Raw genomic sequence first — 17,364 nt, 5'->3', positions numbered from 1 at the left:
GCAGCGAGGTGATCGTGCTCGACCGGGTCAGTAAGCGGTACGCCGGTGGCGTCGTCGCGTTGGACGAGGTGTCGCTGCGGGTCGGTCCCGGCGAATTGGTCGCGATCGTCGGTCCATCCGGATCGGGCAAGTCGACCATGTTGCACCTGATCGGCACCCTGGACCGGCCATCGTCGGGCAGCGTGCTCATCGACGGGTACGACGCGGCGAAGCTGACCGACCGGGAGCTGTCCGCGCTGCGGGCCACCCGGATCGGCTTCGTCTTCCAGCAGTTCCACCTCGCCCCCGGCGTTCCGGTCGTCGACAACGTGGCCGACGGGTTGCTCTACTCCGGCGTACCGCTGCGGCGGCGGCGCGAACGGGCGGAGGCCGCGTTGGTCCGGGTCGGCCTGGGCCACCGGTTGGGGCACCGGCCGCACGAGCTGTCCGGTGGGGAGCGGCAGCGGGTGGCAGTGGCCCGCGCGGTGGTCGGCGAGCCGGCGGTGCTGCTGGCCGACGAGCCGACCGGCAACCTGGACTCGCACTCCGGTGCCGGGGTGTTGGAGTTGCTGCACGACCTGCACCGGGCCGGCACCACGGTCGTGGTGATCACTCATGACCGGGAGATCGCGGGAAGTCTGCCCCGGCAGGTGCGGATGCGCGACGGCGCGGTGCGGCACGACTCGGCCCTCGTGTCGGGCAGGGTCGACTGATGGCGACGCTGACCCCGGCCCGACTGCGGCCGATGGACGTCGTGCGCGTCGGTGGGGTGGGGCTGCGGACCCGCCCGCTGCGGGCGTTCCTCTCCGCCTTGGGCATCGCGATCGGCATCGCGGCGATGATCGCGGTGGTCGGCATCTCCTCGTCGTCCCGGGCCGAGTTGGACCGGGCGCTCGACGCGCTCGGCACCAACATGCTCACCGTCGAGCCGGGCACCACCCTGTTCGGTGCGGACGCGCAACTGCCCGAGGAGTCGATCGCGATGATCGGGCGGATCGGCCCGGTGACCGAGGTGTCCGCCACCGGGCAGGTGCCCGACGCCAAGGTGTACCGCTCGGACCGGATTTCGGCGGCGGAGACCGGTGGCATCGCCACCCGGGCGGCCCGACTGGACCTGCTCGGCACCGTGGGAGCCGAGGTGACCACCGGCACCTGGCTCAACGAGGCGACGGCCCGCTACCCGGCGGTCGTGCTCGGCGTCACCGCCGCGCAGCGGCTCGGGATCACCTCGGCGGACCCGCAGGTGCAGGTGTGGTTGGGTGGGCGACCGTTCACCGTGGTCGGCACCCTCGCCGCCGCACCGCTCGCCCCGGAGTTGGACACGTCGGCGTTGGTCGGCTGGGCGGCGGCGGCCGAGTACCTGGGCTTCGACGGTCACCCGACCACCGTCTACACCCGGGCGCAGGAGTCGCAGGTCGACGCGGTCCGGTCGGTGCTCGGCGCGACCACCAACCCGGAGGCGCCGAACGAGGTCGAGGTGTCCCGGCCCTCGGACGCGCTGGCCGCCGCCGAGGCGACCGACGACGCGTTCACCGGCCTGTTGCTGGGCCTGGGCGCTGTCGCCCTGCTGGTCGGCGGGGTCGGTGTGGCGAACACGATGGTGATCTCGGTGCTCGAACGCCGAGCCGAGATCGGCCTGCGCCGGTCACTCGGTGCCACCCGTGGTCAGGTACGGGCCCAGTTCCTCACCGAGTCGCTGCTGCTCTCCGCGCTCGGCGGGATCGGTGGGGTGGTGCTGGGCATTGTGGTCACCTCGGGCTACGCGCTGTCGCAGGGCTGGCCGACAGTGGTGCCGGCCTGGGCGATGCTCGGCGGGGTGGGCGCGACGGTGGTCATCGGCGGATTCGCCGGCCTCTACCCGGCGGTGCGCGCCGCCCGCCTCGCGCCGACCGAGGCGCTGGCCGCCGTCTGACGTGCTGGCCGCCGTCTGATGTGCTGGCCGTCTGCCGTGCTGGCCGCCGTCTGACGTGCTGGCACCCGTCTGACTATCCGCGGCCCGGCGGTCTGATGCGAAAGAGCGTGATGACTGTGAGGCATCACTATGACTCACAGTCATCACGCTCTTCGCGGCATTGCCGTCCGAACGGGTCAGGCGATGATCGTGTCGAGGGCGATCTCGACCATCTGGCTGAAGGTCTGCTCGCGCTCCTCCGAGGTGGTCTTCTCACCGGTCTTGATGTGGTCGCTGACGGTCAGCACGGTCAGCGCGCGGGCCTTGAACCGGGCGGCGATCGTGTAGAGCGCCGCCGACTCCATTTCCACCGCCAGCACGCCGTAGTCGGCGAGGGTGTCGTACAGGTCCGGCCGGTCGGTGTAGAAGGCGTCCGCCGCCAGGATCGGCCCCACGTGCATGGTGATGCCGCGCCGCTCGGCCACCTCGACCGACGTACGCAGCAGCCCGAAATCGGCCACCGGGGCGTAGTCGATAAGCCCGTCGAAGCGCATCCGGTTCATGTTCGAGTCGGTGGACGATCCGATCGCGGCCACCACGTCCCGCAGTTGCAGGTCGGTGCTGAGGGCGCCGCAGGAGCCGACGCGGATCAGCGTCTTCACGCCGTACTCGTTGATCAGCTCGTGGGCGTAGATGGAGGCCGACGGCATGCCCATGCCGGAGCCCTGGACGGAAACCTCGACGCCGTTCCAGCGGCCGGTGAAGCCCAGCATGCCCCGAACCGTCGAGTAGCAGGTGGCGCCCTCGAGGTAGGTCTCCGCGATCCACTTGGCCCGCAGGGGGTCACCCGGCATCAGGACCCGCTCGGCGATCTCGCCCGGCTTCGCGCCGATGTGCGTACTCATGGCAAAGATCCTGCCAGGCCGGCCCGGGCGATACCGGTTCGGCGTCGGAACCGGCGGTCCTGTACCCTCGTCGGCGGTGGCGTGTCCGAGCGGCCTAAGGAGCACGCCTCGAAAGCGTGTGAGGGTTAACGCCCTCCGAGGGTTCAAATCCCTCCGCCACCGCTCTGTAGTGCCGAAACGCCCGGTCGATCCGCGAGGATCGGCCGGGCGTCTTCGTTAGTGGCTGAGCCCGCGCTGTCCGCACAGGTGCGCTATGGCCCGTCCGGTACGTGATACTGCCAACCTGGTCGCCACCGCCCAGAGCCACGCCAATCGTCGGATAGGGCTTCCGCCCAAGACTTTCCGTTCAGCAGGACCTCCAACGCAAGCTGTGTGCCCTGATGGCCGACAATCGCAACGTTGGAGCCAGGAACACCCCCCCTGCGGAGACCCTCGACGAAGCTTGCGACGCGTTCCTGAACATCTAGCAGGGACTCCCCGCCGGGAAAGGGTTCCTCGACATGCCTGTGAATACAAGAAAAGATTTCGCTGGCTGCCGCTCCCGTCATCGCACCGTAGTCACACTCGCGCAATCGGGAGTCGGTCTGGATCGGATACGCGGGCTCGAATATGATTCGTGCTGACATGATTGATCGCGCGAGGTCCGAGGCGAACACGCCGTCGAAGGTGATCGGCGCAATCTGATCGCGAAGCTGGGAACATTCCCCCCGACCTCGCCGGGACAGCTCTCCTGGCATCCAGCCGGTGGCGATATTGGCCTCGTTGTCCAACGTCGTGCCGTGCGCGAAGAACGTTACGATGAAACTCAACGCGACTCCTCTGGAAGGCCCAGTTCAACTACCAGATCGAATTGACTAGCCCACGAGATTGGATCACCCACAACTGGTCTTCGTCCGCAGCCCACTCAACGTCCTGCGCTGTGCCAAAGATCTTCTCGATCTCGGAAACGAATGCTTCCACGGATCTCAGCAGTTCCACGGGAGCTACTTCATCTCCAGACACCAACTCGCGAGGTCGCGCGGTATTTCGGAATATGACATATCTGTTGCTGTCGGCGGTGTCTAATGCGCCACCACCTAAACCTCGGTCGAACTCGATTATCATGGCCGTCACACCTCTGTAGATTGCCGAGGAATGAGCGACGCCACTCCATCGCGCTTGGACCATGTTCTGAACTACGATCGCCATGCCAGAGGCGGAGGAGTTGACTTTAGCAAGGCGACGGTATAGTGCGGCGCGAGGGGCGCCATAGGACCGAACGACATCGGTGATCGCAGTCGCCAGTTTCTGGTGCTCCCGATTGATCCCGAGGACCGACTCGTACATGCCGGCGCAGCTCGTGCGCTCGCCATCCTCGCCGACTGCCGAGCTCCTAACGACGAGAGGGTTGGACTGATCACGAATCGGTAGGTATTCCATTAGGCGGGAGACAGTCTCATTCCGCAAGGCCTTCGGATTGCTGGCGATATCTGCGGCGGCGCTGGCCGACAGTGCTACACCCTGCGGCACGGGAAAACCCAGCTGAATCAACCTCCCCAACTTCACGGCCTTTCCGCCGTATGCTGAAGGATCATCGGCCTCCGAAAGTTGGACAATGGGCAGGGCTGTACCTGGCCCAACGGCGGCGTCCACACCACCGGTCATGTGAGAACTCTGACGACACCACGATTGCCGTCAACCTCGATAAACATGCCGGTTCGGAGGGTTTGCGAGGCATTTCTGACTCCGACGACCGACGTGATGGCCAACTCTCTGCAAATGGTTGCGGCATGTGAGGTGACGCCACCACGGGATGTGACAACCGCCTGTGCTGAAACCATCAAATCAAGCATGTCCAGGTCCGTGGCTTCGCTAACCAGCACATAGTCGTCGGACAGAAGCGCCGCAGACCTGTCAAACATCGAGCGGTCGAGCACGATACAGCGACCCCGGCGAACACCGGGGTACACCGGTTCGCCACTCAGGTCGCCGGCCAGTACAGGCCCGGCATCGTTTGAAAAACCCAGCCAGTCCTCGGTGAGGCTGGGCGAGGTGCTGATGCAGACGCCGTCAGCGGACCACAGAGCCAGACATGCGGTGGACCGGCTCCCAATATCTGGCTGGGACCGTCCGCGGCTCGTCACGTATTCGACCAGCTCCTCGGGCATCATTCGGCGCAGATCCCATTCCCTTGTGGCGGTCACCTCGGCAACTAGGCGAAGGAAATCATCCAGGATGGGGAACAGGCGGAGCTGGGCGATGCGCCGCCTCAGCTTGAGGTGCCCGACCGCTCTATAGAACCGAAACAGAGAAACTAGGTCCTCGTCCATGTCCAGCGCTCTGCTGAGCTTGTACGGAGCAACTTTGCCTTCAGGCAGTTGAGAACTCGTGCGGCTGCGGGCAACGTCGACATCCCGCACGAACCTGGCAAGGAAATCGTCGAAGGCGGGTGGACTACGGCGCACGTATCCGTGGTAAGAGAGGAATCTCTTGTTGTCAAATTCGAGCTTCAGGCGCGAGAGGATGTCAGGCGAAAGCAGTTGATGAGCAAGGCCGGGGTTCTCGGACATGGTCTCAAGCGCTGTCGGTGGCAGGTCGGACGTGGACACCTGCCATACGAGGTGAACGTAGCCGGCGCTGGACAGCACGTTGGTACGAGCCGGTTTTCCCGGGTCGCCGAGCGTGAGAGTGACAAAAGCCCGTGATACCTCGTCGGACGTGATCTCCTGCCCAAGTCGATCAGCCAGAATCGATTTAAGATGATCCGTGAACCAAGGGCGACCCCGGTCGAGCACCTCAGGTATCCGAGCTACAGAATACAGCTTTCGTAATTTCCGATCGTGCGCCTCATAGAAGTCCATGGCAGTCGGAAGCTTGGTGAATCCTCGACGATGGCTCAAGGACGTCTTGTGCGCATATCGCTCGAACTTGGTGATCTTGTTCGCAAGGCTGGTGACTATTTCAGAGGCAACGTCGCCGTCGCGCAATTGGTCAATGAGTGCGAAGGCGGATCTTTTTGCCTCATGGTCTTCGACAAAATAGATCTCCTTGGTGCCTTGGTAGACGGAGATGACGCGACTGTATCGCGTGGCATGGTCGCCGAAGCTTCCAGTGGCTGCTCTGAGGAAGTATGACGAGTAGTGGAGGTCCTCGTCCAGGTTGACCGAGCCTACCAGCCAGTCGGAAGACGGGAGGGGAATGTTCAACGGGCACCACCTCAGAGAGTTCTCAGTCTACTTCGGCTGTGCTATCGGCTTCTCGTCGTTGGCGCACCCAGTAGCGAATACCCAGGCCGCTCTGTGGATCAGTGGCAAACCGTGGGATTACGTGTAGATGAGCGTGCTGAACTGTCTGCCCAGCGACTACTCCGACGTTCCAGCCTACGGTGTATCCGTCGGGTTTGAATTCGCTTTCCAGGTACGCCTTGGCGTCGAGCAGCAACTTGTGAATATCCGCTACTTCGTCTGTCGTCAGGTCAAATACCGTTCTGGCATGCCGCTTCGGAACGATGAGGCCGGACCCAAGGATTGGCTCGTTTGTCAGGCGTCGACTATAGATCGCGAGCTCGGTCTCTATGTGAAATGCTCCACGTCGGAGATCTTCCAACTGGAAAGAGTCCCTAAGCTCACCCATCTTCTGCAACTCCTACGTTCGGATCAGTAGAGGGAGCGTTGCGGACGCCCCCTCGCTTTGGATATTCCTGGAAATTCGTCCCGTGGGGACCGAACGACCCCAAGCGTTTCCTGCTTTCTTTTGTAACCCGTATCTCGCCATAGGTCTTCCGCTGGTGCGGGTTGTTGAAGTAAGTTCCTGTGATTTGGTTCTCCTCAGTATTGACGACTAGATCCATTACCCCATTGTGGGTGTGCAACGTACGGTATTGTGTGGTGATCGGTTGATTCAAGTAGAGGCTGTAGAGCCTCATCGGGCCACCGGTGCCGTTCCGCACGAATCCAGCCACCAGGCTGTGCGTGACGGCGTTTTGGTCATAGTACCAAACATCGATTGAAGTGAGAGTCTGCCAGATTTCAAGCACCATGTAGTGGTCGAACTGGTGGTTCGTGTAGGTCGATCTAAGGTGACCAGTCCAACGCCCGGAGACGTCTGGAGTGTCGATTCCGAATAGCTTCCTGACGAATCTTGGTCGCCAGAGCCACTTGTTGAACGCCACCACGACCAGAAAAGCGGGTCCGATTGCAAAGCTTGCGGATGCGATGACCTTCGAGGGTGCAATCGACAGGTGCACGCCGCGCGTAAGCTGATAGTGTGCTGCCGCTGCAACCGCATATACTAGGAAATAGACCGTAAACAAGCTGCGCTGCGGAATCAATTCTCCATCCTTCCGCGGCTCAATCATCACGGCGGGCCGCCGCATAGCTGAAGGCTACGGGGCGTCGGGTCCACGAGTCTGACAAGAATCCGACAGTTTATGCCTGTGACTTCTGGTATTGGGTCCGAACGATCCCGGGCGCAGATTCGGCGAACTCCTGCTCATCCCTCCGCCACCGCTCTGTAGTGCCGAAACGCCCGGTCGATCCGCGAGGATCGGCCGGGCGTTTTCGCGTCGGAGCTGCTGCTCGCCGCCGTCGACGAACAGCTCGCCGCCGGTCATGAAGCTGCTCTGGTTGAGGCGAGGAAGAGCGCGGCGTTGGCGATCTCGTCCGGGTGTGCCATGCGCTGCATGGGCACGGTCGAGGTGATGGTCTTCAGCAGCCCGGGGGCCTCGGCGGGGCTGGGTGCGAGGCCGGCGAGCCCGGGGGTCTCGGTCGAGCCGGGCACCAGGGTGTTGACCCGGATCTTCCGGCCGCGTCCAGCCCAGCGCCTCGGCCATGGGGATCAACAAGCCCAGCCTGTACGCCGCCTACGGCGGCAAGGAGGAGCTGTTCCGCAAGGCCGTGGCCCGCTACGCCGAAAGGGACATGGGGTACGCGCGGGACGCCTTCGCCCAACCGACCGCGTACGAGGTGGTCGCCACCCTGCTGCGCGAGAACGCGATCGCCGTGACCCGGACCGATCGACCGGCCGGTTGCCTGTCGATCCAGGGAGGCACCAGTTGCTCCACGGCGAACGCGCCGATCGCCGAATTCCTCGCCGCCAGCCGCCTGGGCGGTGAGGGCGCCCTCGCCGACCGGCTCGCCCGCGCCGTCGCCGACGGTGACCTACCCGCGCAGGCCGACCCGGTCGCGCTCGCCCGCTTCGTCATGATCGTCACCGAGGGGCAGGCGGTGCATGCCTCCGCCGGGGTCAGCCGGGAGGCCCTGCGGCAGGCCGCTGAGATCGCGCTCGCCGGTTTCGCCGCCGCGTCCGGGGCGCGCCCGCCGGAGCAGGCCACCGACCCGGTCTGAGCGACGACTGATCCGTCGAGACACGACGATCCGTTATGGACTGATGTGCCGCGATGGGTCGACCCGGCTCAGCACGGGCCCGTTCCCTCGTTGAAGAGGCGGCGGGCCCAGTCCGCGTACCCGGCGATGGTTTTTCGGACCGTGCGGCCGTCGTGCAGGAACAGGTACGCGCGGTCGCCGCTGCGGGCCAGTAACCCGTCGAGCCGGTGCGTCCCCTGTGGAGCACGTAGTCGGCTGACCTCCGGGTAGCGGTCCCAGACCTCGTTGACGGGCGAGCCCGCCGATATGCCCTCCGGTGTCCGCATCGGGTCGCCGACCCAGAGCAGCACGAGTTTGTCCTCCACGAAGACCGGGCTGACCGTGTCGTGGCCAGCAAGCATTGGCCCGCAGGCGTCCAGGCTGGTACGCAGGATGCCGCGTCGGGTCAGCTCGTCCTCGGTGGTGCCGAACTCGATATTGCTGAGGCCGTTCAGGTCGATGATCTCCACGTTGCCGGCGGGCCGGCCGTTCGGAATCGACCTGGTAGGCGGTACGCCGCTGCCCGCGATCGAGGCAGCCGTCAACAGCGTGGCGATAAACGCAAATTGTCGCAATTTCATGGAATCCCCCAGTCCCCAACGGAACGGGAGCGTTCAGGTTGCTGCCGAACGCCGGATTACTGGTTTTCCCACTGTTCGACCAGCTCGTCCCAGTAGTCGGCGCTGAGTCGACGCCGCCCGTGCGCCAGCCAACCCTCGGTGCTCCGCTCCAGGTGCAACCCCAGTTCGGCGAACGGGTCGATCCAGGTGCCGGGCTCCACGCCGAGCTGACCCAGCGCGCCGTTGATCGGCCACTGTTCACGCGACGTGTCCAACTCGTCGTCGAAGTGCGGCCCCCAGGACAGCGCCCCGCCCAACCACACCGCCGCCGACTGGTAGCCGACCCCGCCACCGAACTCCGCCTCCACATAGGCCACCGGCCCCGACTGTGACCAGCGGCTCAGCACCTCGACCAGCGCCGTCGACAACACCAGGCCGAACGGACGCGCGGCGCTCCGGTCGTCAGTGGCGAAATCCGGCAACGACCCGGTCAGCTCGATCACCAACTGCGGGGTGACCGGCAGCAACGCGAAGTCCTGACGCAGCCCGCCGAGGACCGCGTGATCCAGCTCGGCGGTCTGCTCGCGGAGCAGTTCGACGTCCGCGACCACCGCGCTGAGCTGGTAAGCCATGGAACCTCCGGTCGTCCACAGCCTGTGGATAGAACATGTGTACGACGGGCCTCCCGTCGTCGGTGCCTGGGACGGTACCGGCCGGAGGGTGGACGTGCCGGGCTCTGCTCTATCAGTGGGCATCGGCGAGCAGGGCGACCGTTGTACGGTCCTGGCCATGGTCAGTCAACTGAGCATTCCCGGTGCGCCGTTCCCGCTCGTGCCCTCGTCCGCCGAGCTGTGGAAGGTCGACGAGGCGGCCGGCACCGTGGCGGTCAAGGCGCAACCGCTCACGGACATCTTCATCGACCCCAGCACCGGCGCCGCTGACGCGGCCGAGACCACCACGGTCAGCGCCGAGTCGACGCTCAACGCCGCGACGCTGCTCGGGGACCTGCCGGCGGGGGACTTCCAGTTCAGCGCCCGGGTCAGCGTGGACTTCGCCGCCACCTTCGATGCCGGTGTGCTCCTGCTGTGGCTCGACGAGCGGCGCTGGGCCAAGCTGTGCTTCGAGTTCTCCCCGGCGGGCGAGCCGATGATCGTGTCGGTCATCTGCCGAGGCGTCGCCGACGACGCGAACGCCTTCGTCGTACCCGACCGGTCGGTGTGGCTGCGGGTCTCCCGGGTTGACGGGGTCTACGCGTACCACGCCTCGGTCGACGGCGAGACCTGGCAGCTGATCCGCGTCTTCCTCCTCGACCCCGACGCGTCCCGCGATCGGATCGGCTTCGCGGGCCAGTCCCCGACCGGTGAGGGGTGCAGCGTGACCTTCGACGAGATCACGTTCCGGGCGCAGCGTCTGGGGGATCTCCGCGACGGCTCCTGACCTGTTCGCCGCGGTGGGGCGTGTGACCAGGCGCAGATCAGGTGCGTCGGGTGAGCTGGCTGACGAACGCGCGCCAGGCCGTGGGCGCGAAGGCGAGCGCCGGGCCGGTCGGGTCCTTTGAATCCCGTACGCCGATGACGCCGGGCAGGTTGTCGGCGACCTCGACGCAGGCGCCGCCGTTGCCGCTGCTGCGGCTGCTCTTGCGCCACCGGGCGCCGTTCAGCTCCATGACTCCGCCACTTCCTGGATGAGTTGGACCGACTGCCAGTGGGACAACGCCTCGCCGCGCACGTTCTCCCACGCCGCCATCATGGCAGCGATGTCCTCGGGGTCGCTAGCGACTTGTCCCTGAAGTTGGTTGTCGAGGTAGCCGGCGATCCGGTGGTCGTGGCTGTGCGCGATCACGAAAGGTCCGTTGAGGCCGGCATAGGCACCGACCGTGCTGGGTACCACGTGCACCCGGATGTGCGGCTCGACGCAGGCCGCCGCCACGGCCAGCAGCTGCTCGCGCATCGTCGACCGGCCGCCCACCGGACGGCGGATGACCGCCTCGTCCACCACCGCCGTGAACTGCGGCGGGTCGTCCCGCTTGAGGATGCCCTGCCGGCCGAGCCGGACGGTGAGATGCCGCTCGATCTCGCCCCGGGGGATCAGGCCCGCGCCGCCCAGCATCGCGCGGGCGTACGCCTCGGTCTGGAGCAACCCCGGCAGAACTGTCGACTCGAACCAGCGAAGCGACACCGCCTCGCGCTCGATCTCCTGCCACGGACGAAACCAAATGGGATCACGACGTCTTGAAGTGTCCGGCCAGATGTCCGACACGTCCTTGTGCAACGCCTCCGCTGCCGCCAGCCGGTGGCGTGGATGCGGGATGCGGTCCTCGGTCAACCAGCGCCCCACTGTCTTCGGGTCGACGCCGACGGTCTCGGCGAGGGATTCGGTGGTGTGCCCGGTGTCGCTGAGCGCCACCCTTAGCGCATCGTTCACGGCCCCTCCATCGGATGTCCTAAATATCCGGGCACCATATCGCTACGCGGTGTACCTGTCTGGTAACTCACCCAAAGGTGGTCGATAGAAGACGGCGTGGCCGGTGGAGGTGCAGGAGCCCGGCGGTCTGCGTCAGTCCGGAGGCCGCTCCGACGGGGAGGCGGAGCGGCCTCCGTCCACCGCGAAGGAGATCCGCCCATGCCCCGCCGCCGCCACCGGAACCACCTGCCGACCCGACCGACCTGGCGCTGCGCCGCATGCGGCATCGCCTGGCCCTGCTCAGCGGCGAAGCTGCGGCTGCTGGGCGAGTACCGGCACGACCGGCTCGCGTTGACCGTCTACCTGGCGACGCTTCAAGCAGAGGCCGGCGAACACCTCACCGACGTCGACCCGGCCCGGCTGACCGACCGCTTCCTCTCCTGGGCCCGCGCCCGCGCCTGACCTCGCCCCCGTATCGCGAAGCGAGAAACGCCAGGTTCCGAAGGTCGGAGTAGGACGGCAAGGTGGAGTCGGCTACTGCGTCTCATTGCGCCGATTAGACCGCTGCGGGCTGCTGCCTGATTTGTTGGACGACAACCGGACCGCGCCTCATCTGTCGACCAAGTTGGTCTCTAACCTCTGCTGTCGGAGGTGCGATGTGAAGGTCCAGGAGTGTTCGACGGGCGGGTGCACGAGTCAGGCAGCGTTCACGACCAGAACACGGCCCGCCTGGTGCACGCGGTGCATCGACACCATGCTGCGGATCGGCGGGCTCGAGGCCACCGAACTCTTTACTGGGCCCAACGCCTACCGGCTCACCCGCTGCCTCACCTGCGGCGTAGAGGCCCACTACAAGCTGCATTACACCTTGGACAAGAACGAGGCTGGCGAGAAAACGTGCCGCGCCTGCTTCTGGAGGTCTTGGTCAGGTGAGGCGCGCGGCAGTGACTGGCTGGGGCTTCGAAAGCAGCACTCCCGCCAGGAAATCATTCAGCGCCTTGAAGCTGCCGGCTGGGAGTTCCTGGACACCCTTGCAGAGGTCACTGGGGACGACGATCCCGTGCGGGGCAAGTGCCGCTCGTGTCGCATCATCCGGGTTGCCCGGGTCGCCGACTTCGGATGGGGCTGCCCCTGTTCCGGCAACACGCGCTCCAACCATCCCACCGACAAGCCAGTAGAGCCGAAGACCCTGCTGGCCGGTTCGGACTCCGAGGCGCTGGCCTGGTGGGACCACGACACAAATGACGTGAAATCGCTGGCCACGGCCACGCTGCGGGCCCGACGCACCGCCCATTGGCGCTGTCCCACTTGTGATCTGCGGTTCGAGGAGAAGATCTACGAGATGGCCGCGCACCCCCGCTGCCCGGCGTGCAGGCAGCGGGAGGCCAAAGAGTGGAAGGCGGAATACGAGCGGCTCAAAGTCACGCCCGTCGCCGACGTCGTCGACCTTCTGGCGGCGTGGGCCGACGAAGCGGACCCGCGCGAGGTGATGGTGGCCGGGTCACTCCAGGCCTACCGATTCCGCTGTCCAAACGGTCACCGGCCCCGCCTCGCGCCGCACACCTACCACTCCCGCGGCTGCCCGTCCTGCAAGTCCCAGGCCACTCGCGCCGAGCCTAAGGCGCTCGCCGAAGTCCTCCCCGAGATCGCCGCCCAATGGCACCCCACCCGCAATGGCGAGTACACGCCGGGCAACGTGGTGTGGGACTCGAAGCGGAAGGCGTGGTGGCGTGCGGACTGCTGCGGCCACGAGTGGCAGGAGAGGGTGATAGACCGGGACAAGTACCAGCGACTGCGGTGCCCGGCGTGCCGTACCATCCTCGGATCCCTGGCGTGGCGTGATCCGGGCCTAGCCGCGGAGTGGGGTCCGGGCAACCCGACCACACCTTGGCAGGTGCGGCCACATGGGAGCACCGCGTTCGTCCCAGAGTGGGTCTGCTCGATCAACCCCGACCACATCTGGCAGATGCCACTGTCATCTCGCACGAACGGGGCACAATGTCCCGAATGCCGGCCGACCGGAAAGTCTCAGATCGAACTCGACTACCATTCCGCAGCCAAAGAAGTCTTTGGAGCTGCGCAGTCCGGTGGGATCCTCCGCGACCCTGCCTTCACCGCGCGCAAGACCTGGTCGGCGGACGTCCTCGTGAACACCGCCGCCGGCCGCCTGATCATTGAGTACGACGGCGCCTACTGGCACCGGCCGGAAGCGAAAGTGCTTGTCGATGCCTCCAAGAGTCGTGACTTGCTCGCCGCCGGCTACTACGTGGTCCGGCTCCGTGAGGACGACCTGCCACCACTAGGGGTTTGCCACCCTCGTTACCAGGAGTTCCACGTGTACGGGGCAGCCCCTCGCCCGCGAGAGGTGATGGAGGCAATCCGCGCTTGGCTGACCACGGCCTCCAGTAAATAACGCAACGAATCACCCAGTTTGTCGCTCCGCAGTGAGAAGATCTCACTCAACCAGAGGCCTATGCGTATGCGGAGAGTTTGCTGGCGGCCGCGGAGCAAGTCTGGCTCGTGGGTCGAAGCGGGGGTACTGATACGAGGGTGGCGCAGAGACGACTCAGGGCCGGTCCCCGTGGGGCCGGCCCTGTCGTTGGTGCTGCTCAGCGAGCGGAGGATACGAGATTCGAACTCGTGAGGGTGTAAACCCAACACGCTTTCCAAGCGTGCGCCCTAGGCCTCTAGGCGAATCCTCCGCGAGCCAGGATACAGGCCCGTCCCGGCCGGGCCACCCCACCACCCCCTGAAGATCGACAGGCGGTCGGGTAGGCTGGGCGTCACCTCCCGTGCGGCGGTATCTCGTGAACCTCCCCAGGGCCGGAAGGCAGCAAGGATAAGCGAGCTCTGCCGGGTGCACGGGAGGCCTTTTTGTCTGTGGGCCGGTTGATCCACTCGGCATCCCTGATGTCGCGGTGTCCCGGCCATGCGGACACCGCGGTTTCCAGGAAGCCGAGTCGATCAAGCCCTGGTGGCCCGGTCGATCAAGGCTGAAGGCTCAGGCGCCCCGGGGTGGTGGGTGGTCACCCGCGCCCGACCGGCGCAGAATGGCTCGGTCGAGAGGAGGCGGGACGAGTGACGCTGGCGCTCTACCGCAAGTACCGGCCGCGTACCTTCGCTGAGGTCATCGGTCAGGAGCACGTGACCGAGCCGCTGTCGCAGGCGCTGCGCAGCGGACGGCTCAACCACGCCTACCTCTTCTCCGGCCCCCGTGGCTGCGGCAAGACCACCAGCGCCCGGATCATGGCCCGCTCGCTCAACTGTGAGCAGGGCCCCACGCCCGAGCCGTGCGGCAAGTGTGACTCCTGCCGCTCGCTGGCGGCCGACGGCGCCGGGTCGATCGACGTGATCGAGATCGACGCGGCCAGCCACGGCGGTGTCGACGACGCCCGTGAGCTGCGCGAGCGCGCCTTCTTCGCGCCGGCCAACAGCCGCTTCAAGATCTACATCATCGACGAGGCGCACATGGTCTCGACCCAGGGCTTCAACGCCCTGCTCAAACTGGTCGAGGAGCCCCCGGAGTACGTCAAGTTCATCTTCGCCACCACCGAGCCGGAGAAGGTCCTCGGCACGATCCGGTCGCGGACCCACCACTACCCGTTCCGGCTGTTTCCGCCGAAGGTGGTCCGCCCGTACCTGGAACAGCTCACCCAGGCCGAGGGCGTCGCCGTCGAGCCGGCGGTCTTTCCGCTGGTGGTCCGCGCCGGTGGCGGCAGCATGCGGGACAGCCTCTCCGTGCTCGACCAGCTCATCGCCGGCGCGGGCGCGGAGGGGGTCAGCTACGCCCGAGCCGTCGCGCTGCTCGGGGTCACCGACTCGGCGCTGATCGACGAGATGTGCGACGCGCTGGCCGCCGGTGACGGCGCGGCCGCGTACGCCACCGTCGACCGGGTCGCCGAGGCCGGGCACGACATGCGCCGGTTCGCCTCCGACCTGCTGGAACGGCTGCGCGACCTGATCGTGATCCAGCAGGTGCCGGACGCCGCCGCGAAGGGTCTGATCGACGGCCCGGCCGACCAGATCGAGCGGATGGCAGCCCAGGCTTCGCAGCTCGGCTCGGCCACGCTCTCCCGCTGCGCCGACATCGTGCACAACGGCCTGGTCGAGATGCGCGGCACCACAGCGCCCCGCCTGCTGCTGGAGCTGATCTGCGCCCGGATGCTGCTGCCCGGCGCGGACGACTCCACCGGCGGCCTGCTCCAGCGCCTGGAGCGGATGGAACGCCGGCTCACCCTGGGCGGCGGCGACGCGCCGTCGGCCGCGCCAACCAACCACCCAGGGGTACGCCCACAGCCAGCCACCCCGGTCCCGGCTGCCGCCACCCCAGCACCCGCGAACGCCCCTACCTCGGCACCGCCGTGGGACGTCGACCCAACGGCGTCCCCGGCCCAGGGCGCTCCCGCCCCGGCTGCCCCGGTCACCGAGGCACCCACCCCGACCTCCGGCGCACCGGCCTCGTACGTCTCGCCGGCCGACTCGCCGATCCCGGCGTCCCCCGGCTCGTCAGCCGGTCCGGCAACCGCTGACCAGGCCGTACCCGTCTCACCCGCCGGCCCGGCCCCGCGTCGCGTGGTGCCACCGTCGGCGGTGCTCCCCGACCCGGCCACGCCCGCGCCGCCCCGACCCGGAGCGCCGGCCGCCGCGCTGGACGCGGTAGCGGTCCGTCGCGTCTGGCCCGACGTGGTCGGCAAGGTCAACCGGACCAACAAGCGGATCGCCGCCCTGATGCGCGACGCGGTGGTCCGCGAACTCGACGGCGACATGCTGGTGCTGACGGTGAAGTCCACGGTGCTGGCCAAGATGATGGCCGACCACGCGGCCGTGCTCACCGACGCGCTCTACGAGGAGTTGGGCGGGCGCTGGCAGATCCGGTGCGAGGTGGCCGGCGAGCGCGGTGGCGTGTCGCTGTCCGGCTCGTCACGCGCACCGCAGACCGCCCCGCCCCGCCCCGCCGCGCCCTCGTCCGACGCGCCCGCCGCGACGAACCCGACTGCCGCAGGCCCGACGAGCGCTCCGCCAGCCGGACCGGGCTCGACTGCCGCACCTGGCTCGAACCCCGCGCCCGGCTCGGGCGCCGCACCTGGCTCGAACCCCGCGCCCGGCTCGGGCGCCGCACCTGGCTCGAACCCCGCGCCCGGCTCGGGCGCCGCACCTGGCTCGAACCCCGTGCCTGGCTCGAACGCCGCACCTGGCTCGAATGCGGCGTCAGGGTCGAACACATCTGGCTCGACCGCTGCGCCAGGTTCGAGCGCTGCGCCGGGCTTCGGCGCTGCACCGGGCTCAAACGCCGCGTCCGGCCCGACCACCGGGTCGGGCTCGGACGTATCGCCAGGTGCGAACTCCGCCGTGCCTGGAGGTGGGCGACCCAACGCCCCGACCGCCGCCGGTCCGACGAGCGCCTCCTCGCCGACCGCCGCGAACCCGAGCGGCGCTGCCGGTTCGGCTTCGCGTGCCGATGTCGGAGCGGGTTCCACCGGTCACGGCGCTGGTGGTCACGGTGCAGCGCCGTCCGCCCCGGCGGCGGACGACGACGGCGACTGGCCGGAGGCGGCCCGTCCCGGCGGTGGCGGCCTCGCCGCCGAGGCTACAGATGACGAGGACTGGCCGGAGGCCGCCCGACCTGGCGGCGCGTCGACTGGAAACGAGTCGAGCCCGCACTCCGCGCCGGCGTCGACCGGCGCGAACGGCAGCACCGGGTACGGGAGTGCCGGAAGCGGTAACGCTGGAATAGGCAGCGGCACCAACGGCAGCGGCCCGAACGGCAGCGGCCCGAACGGCAGCGGCACCAACGGCGGTGGTCCGAACGGTGCCGGACCCGGTGGTTCGGGTGGGCCCGGGGCGGCGGCCGGGAGCGGTAACGCGGGTGGGCGGGGTAACCCGACACCGGCGGCCCGGCAGCCGGCGACAGCCGGTGGCGCACCGGTGAGCAGCGCCATCGCCGCGGCTCGCGCGGCGGCGGCGGGGCGCGGTGCGCGTACCGGAGCGGCAGCCCGGCCCGTCGCGGACGCCGAATGGGCCGGCGAGCCGCCCTACGACCCGGACTTCGACGGCCCGGCGCGGGCCGGCGGCCGGCCCGGCGGCGCGGCACCGGCGGCGACCCCGGCCTTCGAGGGGTTCGACCCGGGCGACGAGCCGTTGGACGAGATCATCGACGAGAAGACCGCCCGGGAGTCCAGCGAGGAGCAGGCGGTACGCCTCCTCAGAGAGACCTTCGGCGCCGAAAAAATCAACGAGATCGACGCCCGCTAACCCCCGTGCCGTCGATCTTGCAGTTTCGGTCG

18 protein-coding genes, 2 tRNA genes and 1 other RNA gene are annotated in these 17,364 nt (G+C 67.4%); 9 read left to right on the top strand and 12 right to left on the bottom strand.

The genetic code is table 11. The annotated features are described in order from the left end of the window. Nucleotides 1-8 precede the first annotated feature (8 nt). A complete protein-coding gene (locus ACZ6NZ_RS16630) occupies nucleotides 9-692 on the top strand; it encodes an ABC transporter ATP-binding protein (protein ID WP_465858888.1) in 684 nt (227 codons plus the stop codon). Next, nucleotides 692-1,891 carry an ABC transporter permease gene (locus ACZ6NZ_RS16625; RefSeq protein WP_465858849.1) on the top strand — a complete coding sequence of 400 codons (1,200 nt, stop codon included), beginning with the start codon at nucleotides 692-694 and terminating at the stop codon, nucleotides 1,889-1,891. The genes ACZ6NZ_RS16630 and ACZ6NZ_RS16625 overlap by 1 nt, the downstream gene beginning before the upstream one ends. A gap of 176 nt (nucleotides 1,892-2,067) precedes the next feature. Here ACZ6NZ_RS16625 and deoD read toward each other — a convergent pair whose 3' ends face one another. Beyond that, nucleotides 2,068-2,775 carry a purine-nucleoside phosphorylase gene (gene deoD / locus ACZ6NZ_RS16620; protein WP_074315244.1) on the bottom strand — a complete coding sequence of 236 codons (708 nt, stop codon included), beginning with the start codon at nucleotides 2,773-2,775 and terminating at the stop codon, nucleotides 2,068-2,070. A 75-nt stretch (nucleotides 2,776-2,850) separates the two neighbouring features. Between deoD and ACZ6NZ_RS16615 the strand changes: the two genes are divergently transcribed. Continuing rightward, nucleotides 2,851-2,937, top strand: a tRNA-Ser gene (locus ACZ6NZ_RS16615). Between the two features lie 89 nt (nucleotides 2,938-3,026). Here the strand turns inward: ACZ6NZ_RS16615 and ACZ6NZ_RS16610 are convergent. The 6 genes from ACZ6NZ_RS16610 to ACZ6NZ_RS16585 form a co-directional block, all read right to left on the bottom strand. Next, nucleotides 3,027-3,584 carry a histidine phosphatase family protein gene (locus ACZ6NZ_RS16610; protein WP_465858848.1) on the bottom strand — a complete coding sequence of 186 codons (558 nt, stop codon included), beginning with the start codon at nucleotides 3,582-3,584 and terminating at the stop codon, nucleotides 3,027-3,029. A 28-nt stretch (nucleotides 3,585-3,612) separates the two neighbouring features. Further along, nucleotides 3,613-4,419: a PEP/pyruvate-binding domain-containing protein gene (locus ACZ6NZ_RS16605; RefSeq protein WP_465858847.1), complete on the bottom strand. Its 807-nt coding sequence runs from the start codon at nucleotides 4,417-4,419 to the stop codon at nucleotides 3,613-3,615. Continuing rightward, nucleotides 4,416-5,960 (bottom strand): PEP-utilizing enzyme, encoded by a 1,545-nt coding sequence (locus ACZ6NZ_RS16600; RefSeq protein ID WP_465858846.1) that lies wholly within the window; start codon nucleotides 5,958-5,960, stop codon nucleotides 4,416-4,418. The genes ACZ6NZ_RS16605 and ACZ6NZ_RS16600 overlap by 4 nt, the downstream gene beginning before the upstream one ends. A 22-nt stretch (nucleotides 5,961-5,982) precedes the next feature. Further along, complete coding sequence (locus tag ACZ6NZ_RS16595) at nucleotides 5,983-6,387, bottom strand: HIT family protein (RefSeq protein ID WP_465858845.1); 405 nt, start codon at nucleotides 6,385-6,387, stop codon at nucleotides 5,983-5,985. Next, nucleotides 6,380-7,129, bottom strand: a complete 750-nt coding sequence (locus ACZ6NZ_RS16590; protein WP_465858844.1) for a Cap15 family cyclic dinucleotide receptor domain-containing protein — start codon at nucleotides 7,127-7,129, stop codon at nucleotides 6,380-6,382. Before ACZ6NZ_RS16590 ends, ACZ6NZ_RS16595 begins: the two co-directional genes overlap by 8 nt. A gap of 233 nt (nucleotides 7,130-7,362) precedes the next feature. Then, nucleotides 7,363-7,533, bottom strand: coding sequence for an SDR family oxidoreductase (locus ACZ6NZ_RS16585; protein WP_465858843.1), 171 nt, complete (start codon nucleotides 7,531-7,533; stop codon nucleotides 7,363-7,365). A gap of 50 nt (nucleotides 7,534-7,583) precedes the next feature. Here ACZ6NZ_RS16585 and ACZ6NZ_RS16580 point away from each other — a divergent pair, with 50 nt between their 5' ends. Then, a complete protein-coding gene (locus ACZ6NZ_RS16580) occupies nucleotides 7,584-8,099 on the top strand; it encodes a TetR/AcrR family transcriptional regulator (RefSeq protein WP_465858842.1) in 516 nt (171 codons plus the stop codon). 68 nt (nucleotides 8,100-8,167) lie between these two features. Here the strand turns inward: ACZ6NZ_RS16580 and ACZ6NZ_RS16575 are convergent, their stop codons facing one another. Together ACZ6NZ_RS16575 and ACZ6NZ_RS16570 are read right to left on the bottom strand one after the other, a co-directional pair. Continuing rightward, nucleotides 8,168-8,662 (bottom strand): hypothetical protein, encoded by a 495-nt coding sequence (locus ACZ6NZ_RS16575; RefSeq protein WP_465858841.1) that lies wholly within the window; start codon nucleotides 8,660-8,662, stop codon nucleotides 8,168-8,170. Nucleotides 8,663-8,754: 92 nt separating this feature from the next. Then, nucleotides 8,755-9,309, bottom strand: a complete 555-nt coding sequence (locus tag ACZ6NZ_RS16570) for a hypothetical protein (protein ID WP_465858840.1) — start codon at nucleotides 9,307-9,309, stop codon at nucleotides 8,755-8,757. 157 nt (nucleotides 9,310-9,466) lie between these two features. On the opposite strand from ACZ6NZ_RS16570, the gene ACZ6NZ_RS16565 reads away from it, so the two are divergent. After that, complete coding sequence (locus ACZ6NZ_RS16565) at nucleotides 9,467-10,114, top strand: DUF1349 domain-containing protein (protein ID WP_465858839.1); 648 nt, start codon at nucleotides 9,467-9,469, stop codon at nucleotides 10,112-10,114. Nucleotides 10,115-10,151: 37 nt separating this feature from the next. On the opposite strand, the gene ACZ6NZ_RS16560 is transcribed toward ACZ6NZ_RS16565, so the two are convergent. Both ACZ6NZ_RS16560 and ACZ6NZ_RS16555 read right to left on the bottom strand, forming a co-directional pair. After that, nucleotides 10,152-10,343 carry a DUF397 domain-containing protein gene (locus tag ACZ6NZ_RS16560; RefSeq protein WP_393219173.1) on the bottom strand — a complete coding sequence of 64 codons (192 nt, stop codon included), beginning with the start codon at nucleotides 10,341-10,343 and terminating at the stop codon, nucleotides 10,152-10,154. Then, nucleotides 10,334-11,101, bottom strand: a complete 768-nt coding sequence (locus ACZ6NZ_RS16555) for a helix-turn-helix domain-containing protein (protein ID WP_465858838.1) — start codon at nucleotides 11,099-11,101, stop codon at nucleotides 10,334-10,336. The genes ACZ6NZ_RS16560 and ACZ6NZ_RS16555 overlap by 10 nt, the downstream gene beginning before the upstream one ends. A gap of 198 nt (nucleotides 11,102-11,299) precedes the next feature. Between ACZ6NZ_RS16555 and ACZ6NZ_RS16550 the strand changes: the two genes are divergently transcribed. Both ACZ6NZ_RS16550 and ACZ6NZ_RS16545 read left to right on the top strand, forming a co-directional pair. Further along, nucleotides 11,300-11,542, top strand: a complete 243-nt coding sequence (locus ACZ6NZ_RS16550) for a flavin reductase (protein WP_465858837.1) — start codon at nucleotides 11,300-11,302, stop codon at nucleotides 11,540-11,542. A gap of 292 nt (nucleotides 11,543-11,834) precedes the next feature. Further along, entirely contained in the window at nucleotides 11,835-13,493 is a 1,659-nt protein-coding gene (locus tag ACZ6NZ_RS16545; RefSeq protein WP_465858836.1) for a zinc-ribbon domain-containing protein, read from the top strand. A gap of 204 nt (nucleotides 13,494-13,697) precedes the next feature. On the opposite strand, the gene ACZ6NZ_RS16540 is transcribed toward ACZ6NZ_RS16545, so the two are convergent. Further along, nucleotides 13,698-13,782, bottom strand: a tRNA-Ser gene (locus ACZ6NZ_RS16540). An 82-nt stretch (nucleotides 13,783-13,864) separates the two neighbouring features. Here ACZ6NZ_RS16540 and ffs point away from each other — a divergent pair. Together ffs and ACZ6NZ_RS16530 are read left to right on the top strand one after the other, a co-directional pair. Further along, an RNA gene (ffs, locus tag ACZ6NZ_RS16535) (signal recognition particle sRNA small type) lies at nucleotides 13,865-13,954 on the top strand. Between the two features lie 204 nt (nucleotides 13,955-14,158). Continuing rightward, nucleotides 14,159-17,332 carry a DNA polymerase III subunit gamma and tau gene (locus ACZ6NZ_RS16530; RefSeq protein WP_465858835.1) on the top strand — a complete coding sequence of 1,058 codons (3,174 nt, stop codon included), beginning with the start codon at nucleotides 14,159-14,161 and terminating at the stop codon, nucleotides 17,330-17,332. Nucleotides 17,333-17,364: the final 32 nt, after the last annotated feature.

This window comes from Micromonospora sp. NPDC047756 (assembly GCF_055587245.1).
The sequence above is the reverse complement of the archived record's forward strand: the minus strand, read 5'-3'. Positions and strand labels throughout refer to the sequence as shown.